This is a genomic window from Streptomyces bicolor (genome assembly GCF_000719285.1).
In the GTDB taxonomy this organism is placed as follows: domain Bacteria; phylum Actinomycetota; class Actinomycetes; order Streptomycetales; family Streptomycetaceae; genus Streptomyces; species Streptomyces bicolor.
In genome coordinates this window covers 145,851-160,477 of record NZ_JOFS01000013.1, presented here as the reverse complement: position 1 = coordinate 160,477, position 14,627 = coordinate 145,851, and the positions used below count along the sequence as shown (strand labels likewise).

General features: G+C 72.4%; 12 protein-coding genes and 1 riboswitch. Of the genes, 3 read left to right on the top strand and 9 right to left on the bottom strand.

Annotation, left to right across the window (positions count from 1 at the left end):
- Positions 1 to 100: 100 nt before the first annotated feature.
- Positions 101 to 1,141 carry a septation protein SepH gene (gene sepH / locus IF78_RS0119415; protein WP_031486343.1) on the top strand — a complete coding sequence of 347 codons (1,041 nt, stop codon included), beginning with the start codon at positions 101 to 103 and terminating at the stop codon, positions 1,139 to 1,141.
- 91 nt (positions 1,142 to 1,232) lie between these two features.
- On the opposite strand, the gene IF78_RS0119410 is transcribed toward sepH, so the two are convergent.
- On the bottom strand, positions 1,233 to 2,084 hold the full coding sequence (locus IF78_RS0119410; RefSeq protein ID WP_031486344.1) for a sulfurtransferase: 852 nt from the start codon (positions 2,082 to 2,084) through the stop codon (positions 1,233 to 1,235).
- Between the two features lie 295 nt (positions 2,085 to 2,379).
- Here IF78_RS0119410 and IF78_RS0119405 point away from each other — a divergent pair, with 295 nt between their 5' ends.
- Positions 2,380 to 3,183, top strand: a complete 804-nt coding sequence (locus IF78_RS0119405; RefSeq protein WP_031486345.1) for a VOC family protein — start codon at positions 2,380 to 2,382, stop codon at positions 3,181 to 3,183.
- 37 nt (positions 3,184 to 3,220) lie between these two features.
- On the opposite strand, the gene IF78_RS0119400 is transcribed toward IF78_RS0119405, so the two are convergent.
- From IF78_RS0119400 to IF78_RS0119385, 4 genes are read right to left on the bottom strand one after another with little or no spacing between them, the layout of a single operon-like run.
- Positions 3,221 to 3,868, bottom strand: coding sequence for a thymidine kinase (locus tag IF78_RS0119400; RefSeq protein ID WP_031486346.1), 648 nt, complete (start codon positions 3,866 to 3,868; stop codon positions 3,221 to 3,223).
- 54 nt (positions 3,869 to 3,922) lie between these two features.
- Positions 3,923 to 5,116: an alkaline phosphatase family protein gene (locus IF78_RS0119395; protein WP_031486347.1), complete on the bottom strand. Its 1,194-nt coding sequence runs from the start codon at positions 5,114 to 5,116 to the stop codon at positions 3,923 to 3,925.
- 1 nt (position 5,117) lies between these two features.
- Positions 5,118 to 5,714: a DUF5998 family protein gene (locus IF78_RS0119390; RefSeq protein WP_078662509.1), complete on the bottom strand. Its 597-nt coding sequence runs from the start codon at positions 5,712 to 5,714 to the stop codon at positions 5,118 to 5,120.
- Between the two features lie 43 nt (positions 5,715 to 5,757).
- A complete protein-coding gene (locus IF78_RS0119385) occupies positions 5,758 to 8,604 on the bottom strand; it encodes a bifunctional acetate--CoA ligase family protein/GNAT family N-acetyltransferase (RefSeq protein ID WP_031486349.1) in 2,847 nt (948 codons plus the stop codon).
- Positions 8,605 to 8,782: 178 nt separating this feature from the next.
- Here IF78_RS0119385 and IF78_RS0119380 point away from each other — a divergent pair, with 178 nt between their 5' ends.
- Entirely contained in the window at positions 8,783 to 9,064 is a 282-nt protein-coding gene (locus tag IF78_RS0119380; RefSeq protein ID WP_016432192.1) for an HPr family phosphocarrier protein, read from the top strand.
- A gap of 190 nt (positions 9,065 to 9,254) precedes the next feature.
- Here IF78_RS0119380 and IF78_RS0119375 read toward each other — a convergent pair whose 3' ends face one another.
- The 4 genes from IF78_RS0119375 to IF78_RS0119360 all read right to left on the bottom strand — a co-directional run bounded on the left by IF78_RS0119375 (position 9,255) and on the right by IF78_RS0119360 (position 14,085).
- On the bottom strand, positions 9,255 to 9,950 hold the full coding sequence (locus tag IF78_RS0119375; protein WP_031486350.1) for a GntR family transcriptional regulator: 696 nt from the start codon (positions 9,948 to 9,950) through the stop codon (positions 9,255 to 9,257).
- Between the two features lie 241 nt (positions 9,951 to 10,191).
- On the bottom strand, positions 10,192 to 10,977 hold the full coding sequence (locus IF78_RS0119370; protein ID WP_031486351.1) for a M23 family metallopeptidase: 786 nt from the start codon (positions 10,975 to 10,977) through the stop codon (positions 10,192 to 10,194).
- Between the two features lie 12 nt (positions 10,978 to 10,989).
- A riboswitch (cyclic di-AMP (ydaO/yuaA leader) is annotated at positions 10,990 to 11,155 on the bottom strand.
- A gap of 201 nt (positions 11,156 to 11,356) precedes the next feature.
- Positions 11,357 to 12,745 (bottom strand): M16 family metallopeptidase, encoded by a 1,389-nt coding sequence (locus IF78_RS0119365; protein ID WP_031486352.1) that lies wholly within the window; start codon positions 12,743 to 12,745, stop codon positions 11,357 to 11,359.
- Complete coding sequence (locus IF78_RS0119360; protein WP_031486353.1) at positions 12,742 to 14,085, bottom strand: M16 family metallopeptidase; 1,344 nt, start codon at positions 14,083 to 14,085, stop codon at positions 12,742 to 12,744. Before IF78_RS0119360 ends, IF78_RS0119365 begins: the two co-directional genes overlap by 4 nt.
- Positions 14,086 to 14,627 lie beyond the last annotated feature (542 nt).

The following is a 14,627-nucleotide window of genomic DNA, read 5'->3' as shown; positions in this document are numbered from 1 at the left end:
ACTCGGCAAGGTTGTGGCAGGCTGCACCCGGGCAGGCCACACTCGACTAGCGGAAGCAGCGACGCACGTGACGTCGGCAGGCACCACCCGGGAGGTCCCCATGCCCGAACTGCGTGTCGTGGCCGTCTCGAATGACGGCACACGGCTGGTGCTCAAGGCTGCCGACGCAACGGAGTACACCCTTCCGATCGACGAACGGCTGCGCGCCGCCGTACGTGGCGACCGCCCCCGCCTCGGGCAGATCGAGATCGAGGTGGAGAGCCATCTCCGCCCCCGTGACATCCAGGCGCGTATACGCGCCGGTGCCACCGCGGAAGAGGTGGCCCAGCTCGCCGGCATCCCCGTCGACCGCGTACGGCGCTTCGAGGGCCCCGTGCTCGCCGAGCGCGCGTTCATGGCCGAACGGGCCCGCAAGACCCCCGTCCGCCGCCCCGGCGAGAACGCGGCCGGTCCGCAGCTCGGCGAGGCCGTCCAGGAGCGGCTGCTGCTCCGCGGTGCCGAGAAGGACAGCGTCCAGTGGGACTCGTGGCGCCGGGACGACGGCACCTGGGAGGTGCTGCTGGTCTACCGGGTCGCGGGCGAACCGCACTCGGCGAGCTGGACGTACGACCCGCCCCGGCGGCTCGTCCAGGCCGTCGACGACGAGGCGCGCTCGCTGATCGGCGAGTCCGACGACCTCGCCGCGCCGGAGCCCAGCTTCCCGTTCGTGCCACGGATCGCCCGGCTTCCGCGCGAGCGTTCGATGGATCGTGCCCTCGACCGCGGCGACCGGCCGAGCCTGCCCGCGCAGGCCTCCGAGCCGGCCGAGGAGATCACGGAGGAACGGGACTCGCTGACCAGCCTGCTGGAGGCGGTGCCGAGCTTCCGCGGCGACCTGGTGGTGCCGGAGCGCCCGTCCGAGCCCGACGTGGAGGAACCTCCCGCCGAACCGGCCACGGAGGAGCCCCCGGCGCCGGCCGCCTCGGCGGGTTCCGCCTACGCGGACGTCCTGATGCCCCGCTCCGTCGGCAGCCACCGCGACCGTCTCATCGGCGCCACGGACCGCCAGGCCGAAGCGGACGGCGTCCGCCCCGGCCGCCGGGCCGCCGTCCCGAGCTGGGACGAGATCGTGTTCGGTACGCGCAGGAAGAAGCAGGAGTAGTCGGTCGTACGGCTGCGCAGGCGACCGTACGAAGACGAGGGCCGCGTTGGTCGCAACGCGGCCCTCGTGCCGTTCGGGGCCGTCCTACGCCCTACTGCGGATCCGGTCCCACAGCCACGGGACGGGACGGATCCGACGACCACTCCGACCACGAACCGACGTACAGCGCCGCCGGAATCCCCGCGACCGCCAGCGCCAGCACCTCATGGGCGGCGGAGACGCCCGAACCGCAGTACACGCCGACCTCCGTGCCCTCGGAGGCGCCCAGCGCCTTGAAACGGGCCCGGAGTTCCTCGGCGGCCAGGAAACGGCCGTCCGCGCCGACGTTGTCGTTCGTGGGGGCGGACACGGCGCCCGGGATGTGGCCGCCGACCGGGTCGATCGGCTCGACCTCGCCGCGGTACCGCTCCCCCGCACGGGCGTCCAGCAGCACCCCGGACCGGGCGAGCGCCGCGGCCCCGTCGGCGTCGAGCAGGCCCGTCGCTCCCGGCACCGGCTCGAAGTCGCCCTCCGCCGGAGTCGGTACGGACGTCTCCAGAGGCCCCTCCCAGCTGGGCAGTCCGCCGTCGAGGACCCGCACGTCCGGGTGCCCCGTCCAGCGCAGCAGCCACCACGCGCGCGCCGCCGCCCAGCCCTGCCCGCCGTCGTACACGACCACCGGCGTCCCGGACGACACGCCCGCCCGGCGCATCGCCGCGCCGAATCCGGCCAAGTCCGGCAACGGGTGACGGCCACGCGAACCGGGCGTGGCGGCCAGTTCCCGGTCCAGGTCGACATAGACCGCGCCGGGGATGTGCCCCGCCTCGTAGGCCTTCCTGCCGTCGAACGGGAGCTCACCGGGCGTCTTGGCCAGGGTCAACTGCCAGCGGACGTCGAGCAGCACCGGCGGGTTCTCCCCCGCCGACGCGCTCGCGAGTTCGGATGCGGAGATGATGGCGTTCATGGCCACCATCCTTGCGCACGGGGTGGCCGCAGCGGCTCGCTCCGGATACTCTGCCCGCCGGACAGGCCCGATCACGAGGCGTACGGGACCGGGCACATGCTGTACAGGAGATCGACATCCGTCGGCAATCGCACGGAAACGGGCGGTAAATCGCACACCGGGCATCCTCCGGGCACCGGCCGCCGTGCGCGGCGCGCCCGCAGCGCGCGCGGCCACGGGTGGTGCGAGCATCGGCACGGGGGTCCGGACAGCGGAAGCGACACGGCCACCGCGAGGGACCGAGGAGAGAGTGACCATGACCGAGGCACGGGGGTCGGCCGGCCCGAACGGCGCGACGCACGCCCGCCACGCGCCCGGCACGCCCTGCTGGGTGAGTCTGATGGTGCACGGCCTGGCCGCGACCCAGGACTTCTACGGCGCGCTGTTCGGCTGGGAGTTCCAGCCCGGCCCTCAGCAACTCGGCCCCTATGTGCGGGCCCTGCTGAACGGCCATGAGGTGGCCGGCATCGGCCAGTTGCCGCCCGACCGCCACCTCCCCATCGCCTGGACGCCCTACCTCGCCTCGAACGACGTGGACCTGACCGCCGAATCGGTACGGCTGTGCGGCGGCACGGTAGGCGTGGGCCCGCTGGACGCCGGCGAGGCCGGCCGGATGGCGATCTGCTCCGACCCCGCCGGCGCCGTCTTCGGCATCTGGCAGACGGCGGCCCACCTAGGCACGGCGGTCACCGGCGTGCCCGGCACCCCCGCCTGGAACGAGCTGCTGACCTTCGAGTCCGTGAACGTGGCCAAGTTCTACGAGTCCGTGTTCGCCTACGAGGAGGAGCCGGTCGTCTCCGCCGACCTCGACTACGTCGCCCTGCACATCGACGGCCGCCCGGTCGCCGGCATCCACGGCGTCGGCAACGCCCTGCCCCGGGACCGGGGCCCGCACTGGATGACGTACTTCGAGGTCGCCGACACGGACGAGACGCTGGCCACGGTCGTCGAACTCGGCGGCCACGTCCTCAAACCGGCCCACGACAGCGCCCACGGCCGCGTGGCGACGGTGTCGGATCCGGAGGGGGCGCGGTTCTCCGTCATCGAGAATCCGCGCTGACGACGCCGGGAGCCGGGCCGCGGGACGGGACCGTGGATCAGGCCGGCTGCACCGGCAGGACATCGGGCGACAGCGCCGCCGCGTGTGCGGTGGCCGCCGTCATACGGCGGCGGTGGTGGCGGCGGCACAGGACCTCGTAGCCGACGGCGTCCGCCTGGTTGACGTCGCCGACGACCACCTGGGCACCCTCGACGACCATCTCGCCGCCTATCGTGCGGGCGTTGTGCGTGGCACGGGCACCGCACCAGCACAGCGCCTCGACCTGGAGCACCTCGACCCGGTCGGCGAGTTCCACCAGCCGCTGGGAGCCGGGGAACAGCTTGGTGCGGAAGTCGGTCGTGATGCCGAAGGCGTAGACGTCGAGACCCAGATCGTCGACCACGCGCGCGAGTTGGTCGATCTGCTTCGGCGCGAGGAACTGGGCCTCGTCGGCGATGACGTAGTCCGCGCGGCCGCCCCGGGAGAGGTGGTCGACGACGTACGCGTACAGGTCCATGCCGTCCTCGACCTCCACCGCGTCCGTGACCAGGCCGAGCCGCGAGGACAACTTGCCCTCGCCCGCGCGGTCGTCACGGGTGAAGATCATGCCCGCGAGGCCACGCGCCGAACGGTTGTGCTCGATCTGGAGAGCCAGCGTCGACTTCCCGCAGTCCATCGTTCCGGAGAAGAACACCAGCTCGGGCATGTTGAGTTGAGCACCTTTCGGCAACGAAGGGAGTGAGGGGGGCGGCGGGACGCGTCAGGAGCGTACTTCGAGCAGGGGGACCAACTGCTCGGCGGGGGTCATGGAGCCGTGGTTGCCGACCATCGCCGACTCCTTCGGCTCCCGCTCGGACGCGATGATCAGGACGTCGTCCCGAGCCGCCGCGACCACGTCGCCGATGCGGTCGTAGACCCGTTCGTCGATCCGCGGCCCGAACCAGCCCGCCGCGATCGCCTCGTCCCGTGAGGCCACCCAGAACTGCTCGCCGAGCACCTCGCGCCAGCAGGTCAGCACGTCCTGCTCGGCCCCCGGCACCGCGTACACGTGCCGCGCCCGGCCCTCGCCGCCCAGCAGGGCGACCCCGGCGCGCAGCTCCCAGTCCTCGTCGAAGTCGATGCGGTGCTCCTCGTCGAAGGGCACGTCGATCATGCCGTGGTCGGCGGTGACGTAGAGCGCGCTGCGCGGCGGGAGCTGCTCGGCGAGGCGCTGGACGAGCCGGTCGACGTACATGAGCTGGCCGCGCCAGGTGTCCGAGTCGACGCCGAAGCGGTGGCCTGCGCCGTCCAGCTCGGCGTAGTACGTGTAGACCAAGGAGCGGTCGCCCGCGGCCAGTTGCCCGGCCGCGAGATCCATGCGGTCCTCGCCGGTGAGCCGCCCGAGGAACGTTCCTCCACTGAGCGCGACCTTGGTCAGCGGGGTGTTCTCGAAGGCGGGCGACGACACCTGGGCCGCGTGCACGCCCGCCTGCTGCGCCAGCTGGAAGACCGTGGGATACGGCTGCCAGACGCGGGGCGACGTCCACGGATTCCAGCGCAGCTGGTTCATCAGCTCGCCGGTCTCGGGGTTGCGCACGGTGTAGCCGGGCAGGCCGTGGGCGCCCGGCGGCAGGCCGGTGCCGACGGAGGCGAGGGAGGTCGCGGTGGTCGCCGGGTAGCCGGCGGTGATCGGGCGTCCGGTGCCGCCGCGCGAGCTGCCCAGCAGCGAGTTCATGAAGGGGGCGTCTTCGGGGTGCGCCCTCAGTTGCTCCCAGCCGAGGCCGTCGATCAGGAACACGCAGTTGCGGTCGGCGGGGGTCAGCTCGGGGATCGCGGCCGTCATGCCCGGTACGGCCATGCCGGCGGCCAGGGTGGGCAGCAGATCGGCGAGCGAGCCGCTGCCGTACTCGGGGGGCGGCGCGGAGGTGACGGCGAGGGGTTCCGGGTGGGAGTCCCAGGTGGCGGGCTGGATCATCTCAGTGTGTGACGTCCGCGGTCGCCTCGGAGAGCGACTGCGCGAAGGCGAGCGCCTGGCGCACCGTCTCGGGGCCGTCGCCGGCCTCGCTGACGCGCAGGCTGAGGTCGTCCGCCGTCGAACTGCCCGTGTAGCCGTGGTCGGCCTCGCAGTTGGGGTCACCGCAGGCGGCGGGCTCCAGATCGATGCGGGAGACGGCGCCCCAGCCGATGGTCAGCACGACCTCGCGGGGCAGCGTGCCCGGGGCGTACTGCTCCGGGTTGGCGACGACGCGGCTGACCACGACCGAGGAGATCCGGCCGAGCTTCACGGACTCCGTGGACGTCGTGGCATACGGCGTCGGGGACGTGTTGTCCGCGGCCTGCTCGTCGGTGTGGCTGACGATGAAGCGGTTGCCGGTGAGGACGAGCACGGTCACGTGCCGCCGCACCTCGTTCTGGTCGAACGTCGTCTCCTGATGGACCAGGTACGACCGGATGGGCTCGCCGCCCACGGCGGCCTCCACCGCCTCGGCCACGAGTGCCGGGTAGTAGCCGCTGCGCTCGATCGCCGCACGCAGCCCCTGGGTCGTCGTACTGGTCTTGGCCATGACGCCCATCCTACGGGGGTGCACTGACTGCGAGGCACCGCTCGCGGCGGTCTCAGTATGCGGGGAGGGTTCTCGGCCCGAGGTCGTCCCGGGCGGGCGGCGGCGCGAGCCGCACGGAGGCGCCGAGCACGCTCAGGCCGTGGGTGGCGACCACGACCGGCTCCAGGGTGACCGCGACAACCTCCGGGTGGTCGTCGACCAGCCGCGACACCCGCAGCAGCAGCTCCTCCAGGGCAGGGGTGTCGACGGGTGCGGAGCCGCGCCAGCCGAACAGGAGCGGTGCCGTCCGGATGGATCGGACGATCGAGGTCGCCTCTCGGTCGGTGACCGGGATCAGCCGGTGCGCCATGTCTCCGAGCAGCTGGGAGGCGGCTCCAGCGAGCCCGAAGGACAGCACGGCGCCGGCCGCCGGGTCGATCACGGCCCGTACGATGGTGTCGACGCCGCGCGGCGCCATTCCCTGCACGACCGGGCGCAGCTCCTCCGGCTTGCCGAACAGCGCCGTCAACTCGGCGTATGCGCGCCGCAGTTGCTCCTCGTCCGCGAGGTCGAGCCGTACGCCGCCGAGGTCGGCGCGGTGTCGCAGGTGCGGGGCGGTGGCCTTGAGGGCGACGGGGTAGCCGAGAGTACGGGCGGCTTCGGCTGCGGCGTCGGGGGTGGGGGCGTGCAGGGCGCGGTGCACCTGGACGCCGTACTTGCCGAGCAGGTCGCAGGTCTCGTCCGTGCCGAGCGTGAGGCCCTGCCCGCGCGCGAGCAGCCCGTCGATCAGCCGGGCTGCCCCCTTCTCGTCGATGTCCTCGTACTCGGGCACCTTGCCGGGGTCGGCACTCTCGCGTCGCCACTGGGAGTACTTGACGGCCTCGGCGAGGGCACGGACGGCGCGCTCGGCCGCGGGGTAGGCGGGGATGAGGCGAGGGGTGTCGTCGGCGGTGTCCGGCTGCTCCGGTGGCGCCTCGGCCAGGAAGTCCAGCGGGCGGAACGGGTGGGGACGGACGGTGGTGCCGGATGCCGGTGTACCCGCCCGGGGTGCGGTGCTCGCGGCGGCCGACAGTGCCTCCGCCAGCCCGCCCAGCTCCACGTGCACCACCAGCACGGGCTTGCCCGGCATCCGCTCGGCCGCCGACCTCAGGGCCTGAGCCAGCTCGGCGTCACCGGTCGTGGCGTCCCCGATCGCCGGGATCGCGGTGACGACGACCGCGTCGCACGTCTCGTCGGCCAGCGCGCGGGACAGCGCCTCGTGGAAGTCCGCCGCCGACGCCCCGGTCGTCAGGTCCAGCGGCGGCAACGGCCGCAGCCCCTCCGAGAGGCACGCGTCGTAGGTCAGCAGTCCCAGCGATTCGGAGTTGCCCAGGATCGCCACCCGCGGCCCGGCCGGCAGCGGCTGGCGCGCGAGGAGCAGCCCCGCGTCCACCAGCTCGGTGATCGTGTCCACCCGGATCACCCCGGCCTGCCGCAGGAGCGCGGACACCGTGGTGTGCGGCAGCCGCGTGGCCCGTACGGCGTGCCCCTGCGGCGCCGCGCCGCCGTGCCGCGCCCCCTGCACCACGACCAGCGGCTTCGCCGCCGCCGTACGCCGGGCGAGGCGGGTGAACTTGCGCGGGTTGCCGATGGACTCCAGGTACATCAGGACGACGTCGGTGTCCGGGTCGTCGTACCAGTACTGGAGGACGTCGTTGCCGGACACGTCGGCCCGGTTGCCGGACGAGATGAAGGTCGACACACCGGTGACCCCCGTCACGCCGCCGCCGCGCCGGTGCAGCCGGGACAGCAGCGCGATCCCGATCGCGCCGGACTGCGCGAACAGCCCGATCCGGCCGGGGCGGGGCATCTGGGGAGCCAGTGAGGCGTTGAGCCGTACGTCGTCGGCGGTGTTGATGACCCCGAAGGCGTTCGGCCCGATGATGCGCATGCCGTACGCGCGCGCGTGCCGCACGAGTTCGCGCTGCCGCTCGCGTCCGTCGGGCCCGCTCTCGGCGTACCCGGCGGAGACCACGACCAGCCCCTGCACACCATGCTCGCCGCACTCGGTGACCACCTCGGGGACGTACTCGGCCGGCACGGCGACCACCGCGAGGTCCACCTGCTCCTCGATGTCCCGCACACAGCGGTGCGCGGGCACTCCGTCGAGCTCCTTGAGGTCCTCCGGGAAGGCCTTGTTCACGGCGTACACCCGCCCCGTGAACCCGGCGTCCCTGATGTTGCCGAGGACGCTGCGGCCCACCCCGCCGGGCGTGCGGCCGACACCGATGACGGCGACGGAGCCGGGCACCAGCAGCCGCCGCACGGACCGGGCCTCGGCGCGCTGCTCGCGCGCGTACTGCACGGCGAGCGAGCGGTCGGTGGGCTCCAGGTCGAACTCCAGGCGGACGACGCCGTCCTCGAAGCTGCGCTTCTGGGTGTACCCGGCGTCGGTGAACACCTTGATCATCTTGGTGTTGGCGGGCAGCACCTCGGCGGCGAACCGGCGGATGTCGCGCTCGCGCGCGACGGCGGCGATGTGTTCGAGGAGGGCGGAGGCGACGCCGCGCCCCTGGTGGGCGTCCTGGACCAGGAAGGCGACCTCGGCCTCGTCGGCGGGTGCCGACGCGGGCGTTCCGTCGGGGCCGATCCGGTCGTAGCGTACGGTTGCGATGAACTCGCCGCCCACCGTGGCCGCGAGTCCCACCCGGTCCACAAAGTCGTGGTGCGTGAAGCGGTGGACGTCCTTCGCGGACAGTCGCGGGTAGGGCGCGAAGAAGCGGTAGTACTTCGACTCGTCCGACACCTGCTCGTAGAAGCTGACCAGGCGCTCGGCGTCATCAACGGTGATGGGGCGGATGCGCGCGGTGCCGCCGTCGCGCAGCACCACGTCGGCTTCCCAGTGGGCGGGGTACTCGTGCCGGTCCGAGGCGCTCTGCATGGGGCCCAGAGTACGGCTCGCGTACGACAACGGCGCGAGGCAGTCTGTGGAGGACGTATGTCGGGTCGAGGCCGCGACCCGACGGTCACCTCAGGAGGGGCGTTTTGTCCCTCCCGGCATGCTTCACGGGTGTGGGAAACTGGTCTAGACAACCCTGAACACCGAAGGGCAGCATCACATGGCTGAGCGCCGCGTCAACGTCGGCTGGGCCGAGGGCCTTCACGCCCGCCCCGCTTCCATCTTCGTCCGGGCCGCCACGGCCGCAGGTATCCCGGTGACGATCGCCAAGGCCGACGGCAACCCCGTCAACGCGGCCTCCATGCTGGCTGTCCTGGGCCTGGGCGCCCAGGGCGGTGAGGAGATCGTCCTCGCCTCCGACGCGGAGGGCGCGGACGCCGCCCTCGACCGCCTCGCGAAGCTGGTCTCCGAGGGTCTCGAGGAGCTGCCCGAGACGGTCTGAACGACCTGAGCGGGTCTCCCGCAGCAAGCGGTGAAGCCGCGCCCGCCTTTCGGCGGGCGCGGCTTCGCTGTTTCGGGCAGACGGACGACGAGTTTCCGGCGAGTGACCGACGGAATTCACCGCGCACCTGAAAAAGGGCAGCGGAAATTCCCCGCCACCGAATATCTCTTCTTTGTATACGGCGCCCTTGTTAATGCCGCAGGCTCGGCATGTTTACGGGATGTTGCGAATTCCTCACACGGTCCGCGCGGTCACCGCCGGAGCCGAACCGCAGCCGGTGCGCGGAGATCGCGCGCTCGGTGTGCAGCGCCGTGATCGCACGGGCGCGTTCGCCGTCGCCGCGCGCCACCGCGTCCACGATCGCGCCGTGCTCGGTCCAGTACTCCACGGGGTCGGCCGGCGACTCCACGGCGTACATCCACGCGATCTTGTGCCGCAGCTGGGTCAGCATCGAGGTCAGGGCGGGGCTGCCGGAGGCCTGGGCCAGCGTCTCGTGGAACCAGCCGCCCAGGGAGCGCAGATCGTCGCTGTTTCCCCGCCTTGCCCGCTCCTGGCCCAGCCTCACCAGGCCGCGCAGGACCTTCAGATGGGCCTCGGTGCGCCGCTGGGCGGCCCGGGAGGCGCCGAGCGGCTCCAGGAGGGTGCGCATCTCCAGCAGGTCGGCGGCCTCCTGCTCGGTCGGTTCGGCGACGCACGCGCCCGCGTGCCGCCGGGTCACCACGAAGCCCTCCGCCTCCAGGGTGCGCAGGGCCTCCCGCACGGGGACACGGGAGACGCCGTAGCGGCGCGCGAGGAGTTCCTCGGTGAGCCGGCTGCCACGCTCGTAGACACCGGCGACGATGTCGTCCCGGATCGCCGTGCACACCGAGTGCGCCGGAATACGCATGACCGACCTCCGCCTTAATCCCCGTGAAACGTCGACGAATGACGTGTGTTCAGTGACTCTATTGCAACCGGCCGGAATTTCCGACGGCGGGCCGGAATCCATGGATATTTTTTGGACAGCGGGTCGTGCGAAACACCGAAAGCCCCGGCCAGGAGAGCCGGGGCTTCGGGGAGCGGAGTGTGTGTCGTCAGACGATCACGAGGGGTGCAGCGAGCGCACCTTCACGCGCGCGTGGCAGGCGTCAGACGTTCACGCCGTGCGAGCGGAGGTAGGCGACGGGGTCGATGTCGGAGCCGTACTCCGCCGTCGTGCGGGCCTCGAAGTGCAGGTGCGCTCCGGTGACGTTGCCGGTGGCGCCGGACAGGCCGATCTGCTGGCCCGGGGTGACCGTCTGGCCCACCGAGACGCCGATGGACGACAGGTGGCCGTACTGGGTGTACGTGCCGTCGTTCATCTTGATCACGACCTGGTTGCCGTACGCCCCGCCCCAGCCGGCCTCCACGACGGTGCCGGAGCCGACCGCGTGGACGGAGGTGCCGCCGGCGGCGTGGAAGTCGACGCCCGTGTGGCTGCCGGAGGACCAGACGGCGCCGCCGGCCTTGTAGCCCGTGGAGACGTACGAGCCGGAGATCGGGGCGACGTAGGACAGCAGACGCTTGCGCTCGGCCTCGCGGGCGGCACGCTCCTTGGCCTCGCGCTCCTTCTTCGCCTTCTCTGCCGCCTTCTTGCGCGCGGCCTCCTCGGCGGCCTTCTTCGCGGCGGCGGCCTCCTTGGCCGCCTGCTCCTGGGCGTCGGCCTGGGCGTCGATCTGGTCGGCGATCGAGTTGTCGACGCTGATGACGGGGATGAGGCCGGTCTGTTCGGCGGCGGGTTCCGCGGCGAGCGCCGGGGCGGCCAGGGTGCCTATGACGCCGGTGGCGGTGAGCGCGGCGACGCCGGCCGCACGGGCCGTGGTGCGCTCGAACCGGCTGGGCCTACGGTGCTTCCCGGCGGGACGATTCTTCCCGGTGGCGCAGGTGAACGCCATGTAGTGGCTGGTCCTTTCCTTCCCTCTCGCCTACCGGGTTAGCTGACGGGTTCGGAGCAGGAAGGTCTCCTACGGGCCCCCTCGCGGCTCGCGCGGGCGTCCGATTCACCCCAGGGACTTCGAGTGGGTCCCCGGCTCCCCTGGCTCGCGCCGTACGGGGACTCGGCGATGGCTGTCCGGTGCCGCGGGCGCGGCGCACTGCCTGACGGACAGCCCGGAAGACGCTAAGCGGGACATCTGTCAATCCCCAAACGGATCCCGGGTTTTGTAGCGCATCCCACAGGCCAGACAGGCAACCTCTCCTCAATTCGGGCATAAGGGGCCCTGGTGACTCTTTCGTCACCAGGGCCCCTACGCGCGCGTGGCGCCGTAAAGCCGTCTACTCGGCTGCCACCACGGTGACTTCGCCGATGCCGAGGGCCTCGACGGGCTCCCGGATCTCGGCCGCGTCACCGACGAGGATCGTCACCAGGCGGTCCGCCGGGAAGGCGCTCACGGCCGCGGCGGTGGCCTCGACGGTGCCCGTCGCGGCGAGCTGCTGGTACAGCGTCCCCTGGTAGTCGTCGGGCAGGTGCTGCTCGACCTGGTCGGCCAGAGTGCTCGCCACGGACGCGGCGGTCTCGTACTTCAGCGGTGCGACGCCGACGAGGTTCTGCACGGCGAAGTCCCGCTCGGCGTCCGTGAGGCCGCCCTCGGCGACGCCACGCAGCACCGTCCAGAGGTCCTGCAGCGCGGGACCGGTGTTCGGGGTGTCGACGGAGCCGCTGATGGCGAGCATGGCCGCGCCCGTGCCGTCCGGGGCGGACCGCAGGACCTGCCCGAACGCGCGCACGCCGTAGGTGTAGCCCTTCTCCTCGCGCAGCACCTTGTCCAGCCGGGAGGTGAGGGTGCCGCCGAGGCAGTACGTGCCGAGCACCTGCGCGGGCCACACGCGGTCGTGCCGGTCGGGGCCGATCCGGCCGATCAGCAGCTGCGTCTGGACGGAGCCGGGGCGGTCCACGATGACGACGCGGCCGGTGTCGTCCGCGGTCACCGGCGGGACGGGCCGCGGCTCGGCCTGGGAGCCGGTCCAGGCGCCCAGGGTGTCACCGAGCAGGGCGTCGAGGTCGACTCCGGTGAGGTCGCCGACGACCACGACGGTGGACGTGGCGGGGCGGACGTGCCGCTCGTAGAAGGCGCGTACGCCCGCGGAGTCGATGCCCGCGACCGTGTCCTCGGTGCCCTGGCGCGGGCGGGACATGCGCGAGGTCGCCGGGAACAGCTCCTTGGAGAGCTCCTTGGCGGCGCGGCGCGAGGGGTTGGCCATCTCGTGGGGGATCTCGTCGAGCCGGTTGCGCACCAGGCGCTCGACCTCGGCGTCGTCGAACGCGGGCGCCCTGAGGGCGTCGGCGAGCAGGCCGAGGGCCTTGGGCAGGCGGGAGACGGGCACCTCGAGGCTGACGCGGACGCCGGGGTGGTCGGCGTAGGCGTCGAGGGTGGCGCCGCAGCGCTCCAGCTCGGCGGCGAACTCCTCGGCGGTGTGCTTGTCGGTGCCCTCGGAGAAGGCGCGCGCCATGATCGTGGCGATGCCGTCGAGGCCCTTCGGCTCGGCGTCCAGGGGCGTGTCCAGGAGCACCTCGACGGCGACGACCTGCTGGCCGGGGCGGTGGCAGCGCAGGACCGTCAGGCCGTTGTCCAGCTTGCCGCGCTCGGGCGCCGGGAACGCCCAGGGCCGGGCCTGGCCGGCCTGGGGCTGCGGGTGGAACTCCATGCTGGCGAGCTCGGTCACTGCGCCGACTCCTCGTTCTCGTCGGTGGTCTCGTCGGCCTCGGCTGTGGTCGGCTCGTACACGAGCACCGCGCGGTTGTCGGGGCGCAGGCGGGCCTTGGCGACCGCCTGGACCTCCTCGGCGGTGACGTCGAGGACGCGCTGTACGGCGGTGAACGCGAGCTGCGGGTCGCCGAACAGGACGGCGTACCGGCACAGTTCGTCGGCGCGGCCCGCGACGGTGCCGAGCCGGTCCAGCCACTCGCGCTCGAGCTGGGCCTGCGCGCGCTCCATCTCCTCGGCGGTGGGGCCCTCCGCCGCGAAGCGGGCGAGCTCCTCGTCGACGGCCGACTCGATGACGGGGACCTCGACGTCGCCGGAGGTCTTCACGTCCAGCCAGCCCAGGGAGGGCGCCCCGGCCAGGCGGAGCAGGCCGAAGCCGGCCGCCACGGCCGTACGGTCGCGGCGTACGAGCCGGTTGTACAGGCGGGAGGACTCGCCGCCGCCGAGGACGGTCAGCGCCAGGTCGGCGGCGTCGCACTCGCGCGTGCCGTCTTTCGGGAGCCGGTAGGCGGCCATCATCGCGCGCGCGGGGACGTTCTCCTCGACGACCTCGCGCAGCTGCTCGCCGATGATCTCGGGCAGCGAGCCGTCGCGCGGCTCGGGCTTGCCGTCGTGCGCCGGGATGGAGCCGAAGTACTTCTCGACCCAGGCCAGCGTCTGCTCCGGGTCGATGTCGCCGACGATCGACAGGACGGCGTTGTTGGGCGCGTAGTAGGTGCGGAAGAACGCGCGGGCGTCCTCCAGGCTGGCCGCGTCCAGGTCGGCCATCGAGCCGATCGGCGTGTGGTGGTACGGGTGGCCGTCGGGGTACGACAGGGCGGTCAGCTTCTCGAACGCGGTGCCGTAGGGAACGTTGTCGTAGCGCTGGCGGCGTTCGTTCTTGACGACGTCGCGCTGGTTCTCCAGACCCTCCTCGTCGAGCGCCACCAGGAGGCTGCCCATGCGGTCGGCCTCCAGCCACAGCGCGAGCTCCAGCTGGTGGGCGGGCATGGTCTCGAAGTAGTTGGTGCGCTCGAAGCTGGTGGTGCCGTTCGGTGAGCCGCCCGCGCCCTGGACGAGCTCGAAGTGGCCCGTGCCCTTCACACTGTTCGATCCCTGGAACATCAGGTGCTCGAAGAGGTGGGCGAGTCCGGTACGGCCCTTGACCTCGTGGCGGGAGCCGACGTCGTACCAGAGGCAGACCGCGGCGACCGGCGTGAGGTGGTCCTCGGAGAGCACCACGCGCAGGCCGTTGGCCAGGCGGTGCTCCGTCGCGGTGAGGCCGCCGGATTGTGCCTCCGGTGTGGCCGTGTGACCCATGGGCAAGGTGTCCTTCCGGTCGCGTGCACTGCGTTGTGCCGAGCAGTTCGGCTTCAGTTCCTGCCACTGTATGCAGCGTCCGAAGGGTCGGCGAAGTTCCCGGTCAGAACGCCGTGCCCGGACAGGGGTGAACGTGGGCAGGGGGCACCGCGGAGAACGGCGGTCGGACAGGGCTCGGTGTCCGCTTCCGGGGCACTGTCGAGGCGGACGGGGATGCGGGGACCGGCCGCGCCGGTGGGAGCCCGGACCGGCACGGTGCCCGGCGATCACTCCGGCGAGTGAACGGTTGCGTGGCGCGAGCTTGCCGTCGCCGAACGGCGGCCGACGGCGACGGTCCGCACTGATCCTTGCCGGGGCCGCTGTCCGGCGTCGCGCGAGACGGGTGGGAGGCCGTGCTGCCTCGCCACAGGGCATGCGCATGACGCCGCCCGGCGTCACAGGGCCTCGCAGGCCGAATCGAGCGGCCCGCGGCGAGAAGGGCGGCCTCCGACAGGGCGGTTGGTGCCCGATACCACCTGCCGGTCGCAGGTCGGGCCGTGCGT